At 71.3% G+C, this 4,381-nt stretch carries 2 protein-coding genes; both read right to left on the bottom strand.

Features of this window, described 5'->3' with window-relative positions; genetic code table 11:
• The coding region (locus ACFY2B_RS46045; protein ID WP_390769028.1) for a type I polyketide synthase at positions 1-3,663 on the bottom strand (3,663 nt) is incomplete at its 3' end.
• Between the two features lie 67 nt (positions 3,664-3,730).
• Positions 3,731-4,381: phosphopantetheine-binding protein (locus ACFY2B_RS46040; RefSeq protein ID WP_390769027.1), on the bottom strand; the 651-nt coding region annotated here is incomplete at its 5' end.

Raw genomic sequence — 4,381 nt, 5'->3', positions numbered from 1 at the left:
CACCCCCACCCCCACCGACGACAACTCACCCACACCAATCGGCCGCAACACCAACGACCCCACCTCCGCCACCACAACCCCCACCCCATCAGCGACCAGCAGCGAGAAGCCGTCGGTCCCGGACCGGGTCGCCTTCAGGCGGAGGACGGAGGCGCCGGTCGCGTGCACGCTGACCTGGTTCCAGGCGAACGGCAGCAGCATGTGGCCGGGCTCCGGGTCGGGGATGCCCGTGAAGTTGGTGGCCTGGAGGGCGGCGTCGAGGAGCGCGGGATGCAGCGCGTAGCGGCCCGCGTCCGGCAGTTGCTCCTCGGGGAGTTCGATCTCGGCGAAGACCTCGTCGCCCCGCTTCCACACCGCCTTCAGCCCCTGGAACGCCGGACCGTACTCGAATCCGCGCTCCGCCAACTCCTCGTAGAAGCCGGACAGCTCGACGGGTTCGGCACCGGCCGGGGGCCACTGAGCGAGGTCGGTGGCGGGTGGCGGGCCGGCCGGGGCCAGGAATCCGCTGGCGTGCCGGGACCACGGCGCGTCGGTGAGGGCGTCGTCCGGGCGGGAGTGGACGGCGACCGCGCGGCGGCCCGAGGCGTCCGGTTCGCTCAGGGTGACCTGGAGGTGCACCCCGCCGGTCGCGGGCAGCAGGAGCGGAGACTCGATGACGAGTTCGTCCACGACCCGTTGTCCGGCTTCCTCGCCCGCGCGGACGGCGAGTTCGAGGAGCGCGGTGGCGGGCAGCAGGCAGACGCCCGAGGCGGCGTGGTCGCGCAGCCAGGGATGGGTGGCCAGGGACAGCCGGCTGGAGAACAGCAGCCCGCCGCCGTCCGCGACCCCGGTCACCGCGCCGAGCAGTGGATGCTCGGCGGGGACCAGGCCGAAGGCGCCCGCGTCGCCGCTGACACCTGCGCCGGGTTCGGGCGCCAGCCAGTAGCGCTGGGTGCGGAACGAGTAGGTCGGCAGGTGCGGATAGGGTGGCGCGCTCGCGCCGATGGCCGGGGACCAGTCGACGGGTACGCCCGAGGTGTGGAGCCGGCCGACCGATTCGAGGAACCGGCGGGTTCCGCCGTCGTCGCGGCGCAGGGATCCGCTCACCACGGCGGACACGTCCTCGTGCTGGTCCAGGACGGCCTGGACGGCAGTGGTCAGCACCGGGTGCGGGCTGGGCTCCACGAAGACGCGGAACCCTTCCTCGACGAGCGTTTCGACGGCGCCGGCGAAGTCGACGGTCTGGCGCAGGTTCCGGTACCAGTACGCGGCGTCGAAGCTCGCTCCGTTCACCCATGCGCCGTCGCAGGTCGAGAAGAAGGGGACGACGGGCTGCGCCGGCTTGACGTCGGCGAGCGCGGCGAGGATGTCGTCCTTGGCCTTCTCCACGTACGAGGTGTGCGAGGCGTAGACGGCGGAGTCGACGCGGCGGGCCGGCACGTCCTCGGCCTGGAGTTCCGCGACCAGTTCGTCGAGGGCCTCGGGCACTCCGCCGACGACCACCGCGGTGGGGCTGTTGACGGCCGCCAGCTCGATCCGGCCCTCCCAGCGTGCGATGCGCGCGGTGGCCTGCTCGCGGGAGAGGGCGAGGGAGGCGAGTCCTCCGCTGCCCGCGAGGCTGCCGACGGCCGTGGAACTGCGTACGGCGGCGACGCGGGCGGCGTCCTCCAGCGAGAGCGCGCCGGCTATGTGGGCGGCGGCGACCTCACCCTGGGAGTGGCCTATGACGGCGTCGGGTGTCACTCCGTGGTGCTGCCACAGCCGGGCGATGGAGACGATGACGGCGAACAGCGCGACCTGGACGACGTCCGGCCGGTCCAGCGTGGGTGCGTCGTCAGCACCGGCGAGCACGTCGAGGAGCGACCAGTCGATGTGGGGTGCGAGGGCCTCGGCGACATCGTCCAGCGCCTGGGCGAACACCGGTGACTGCTCGCGGAGTTCGAGACCCATGCGGAGCCACTGGGAGCCCTGGCCGGGGAAGACGAACACCTTCTTGCCCTCGACGTCCGCCGTGCCGGTGACGACGTGGGGTACCGATTGGCCGTCGGCGAGGGCGTCGAGCCCGGCGAGCCCCTCGGCCGGTGTCGCGGCCAGGACGACGGCGCGGTCGTCGAGCTGGGCACGTGTGTACGCCAGGGCGCGGGCGATGTCCGCGGCGGGCACGTCGCCCTCCTCGCGCAGGAAGGTCGCGAGCCGCGCGGCCTGTGCGGCGAGCGCTCCGGTGCCGCGGCCGGAGACCAGCCAGGGCACCACGGCGGGCGCCGGCTTCTCTGCTTCTTCCGGGGGAGTGTCGATGAGTTCGGGGACCTGCTCCAGGATGACGTGGGCGTTGGTGCCGCTCACCCCGAACGACGACACCCCCGCACGCCGCGGCCCGTCCGACTGCGGCCACTCCCGCGCCTCCGTCAGCAGCTCCACTGCACCCGAGGTCCAGTCCACATGCGACGACGGCCGATCCACATGCAACGTCCGCGGCAGTACACCGTTCCGCATCGCCTCGACCATCTTGATCACGCCGGCCACACCCGCAGCCGCCTGGGTATGCCCGACGTTGGACTTCAACGACCCCAGCCACAAAGGCTGTTCGGCCGACCGCTCCTGCCCGTATGTCGCCAGCAGCGCCTGCGCCTCGATCGGATCACCCAGCGTCGTACCCGTACCGTGTGCCTCCACCGCGTCGACATCCGACGCCGACAACCGCGCACTCGCGAGCGCCGCACGGATCACCCGCTCCTGCGACGGACCGTTCGGCGCCGTCAACCCGTTCGACGCACCGTCCTGGTTCACCGCCGACCCACGCACCACCGCCAACACCCGACGCCCATGACGCCGCGCATCCGACAACCGCTCCAGCAGCAGGACGACGGCGCCCTCGGCGAGTCCGGTTCCGTCCGCGGAGTCGGAGAAGGCTTTGCAGCGGCCGTTCGGCGCGAGGCCGCGTTGCCTGCTGAAGTCCACGAAGACCTCGGGGCTGGACATGACGGCGACGCCGCCGGCGAGGGCCATGCTGCACTCGCCGACGCGCAGGGCCCTGGCCGCCAGGTGCACGGCGACGAGCGAGGAGGAGCAGGCGGTGTCCACGGTGACCGAGGGCCCTTCGAGCCCCAGGGCGTAGGAGACCCGTCCGGACAGCACGCTCCCGGAGTTGCCGATCCCGAAGTAGCCCTCCAGTCCGTCGGGAAGTTCCTCGACGCCGTCGGCGTAGTCGTGGAACATCAGGCCCGAGTAGACGCCGACGTCCTGGCCCTTCAGCGAGGTCGGGTCGACCCCGGCCCGCTCGAACGCCTCCCACGACACCTGGAGCATCAGCCGCTGCTGCGGGTCGACGGCCAGTGCCTCCCGGGGCGAGATGCCGAACAGCTCGGCGTCGAAGTCGCCCGCCCCGGTCAGGAATCCGCCTTGGTCGACGTAGGTGCGGCCGGTGTGGCCGGGGTCCGGGTCGAAAAGGTTGTCCAGGTCCCAGCCGCGGTCGGCCGGAAAACCGGTGAGCGCGTCGGTGCCGTCCTCGACCAGCCGCCACAACTCCGCGGGCGAGGTGACACCGCCCGGCAGCCGGCATGCCATCCCCACGATCGCGATCGGCTCCGTCGCCTCCGCGTCGAGGTCGCGGAGCTTCTTGCGCGTCTGCTGCAGATCGGCGAGTACTCGCTTGAGATAGTCGCGCAGCTTTTCGTCGTTGGACATGACTCTCCCTGTGAGCCTCTCCGTTGTGAGGTCGGCCGTGTTGTCGTCGAGTGAGCGGTGACGGCCTTCAGGACAGGCCGAGTTCCTTGTCGATCAGGTCGAAGATCTCGTCGTCGGTCGCCGAGTCGATGTCGAGCGCCGCTTCGCCGTCGGGGTTGTCCTCGGTGTCTGCGAGGAGGCCGTCCCAGCGTTCCGCGAGCGTCCTGAGCCGTGCCGAGACCTGTGCGTGCACCTCGGCGTTCACGCCGCTCGCCGTCAGTGTCTTTTCCAGCTTGGTCAGTTCGAGGAGCACGGCCGGGGTGGGCGCTCCTGCCTTCAGGTCGAGTCGGTCCCGCAGGTGCTCGGCGAGTGCGGTGGGCGTGGGGTGGTCGAAGACGAGGGTGGCGGGCAGTCGTACGCCCGTGGCCTCGGTGAGGCGGTTGCGGAGTTCCACCGCGGTGAGCGAGTCGAAGCCGACCTCCTTGAGTTGTTGTGTCGCCTTGATGGTGTCCACGGAGGAGTGTCCTAGGACGGCGGCGGCGTTGCCGCGGACCAGGTCCAGCAGGGCGTTGAGCTGTTCGGTCTCGTTGAGGGTGGCCAGGCGCTGGGCCAGCGTCGGCCCACCCTCACCGGCCGAAGACCGCGCCACCACCCGACGCGGCACCCGCACCACATCCCGCAACAACACCGGCAACTCACCCGCCACCGCCCGAGCACGCAACACACCGAAATCAAACCG

Origin of the sequence: Streptomyces sp. NPDC001270, assembly GCF_042896695.1 — a bacterium.
Lineage (GTDB): Bacteria > Actinomycetota > Actinomycetes > Streptomycetales > Streptomycetaceae > Streptomyces.
The sequence above is the reverse complement of the archived record's forward strand: the minus strand, read 5'-3'. Positions and strand labels throughout refer to the sequence as shown.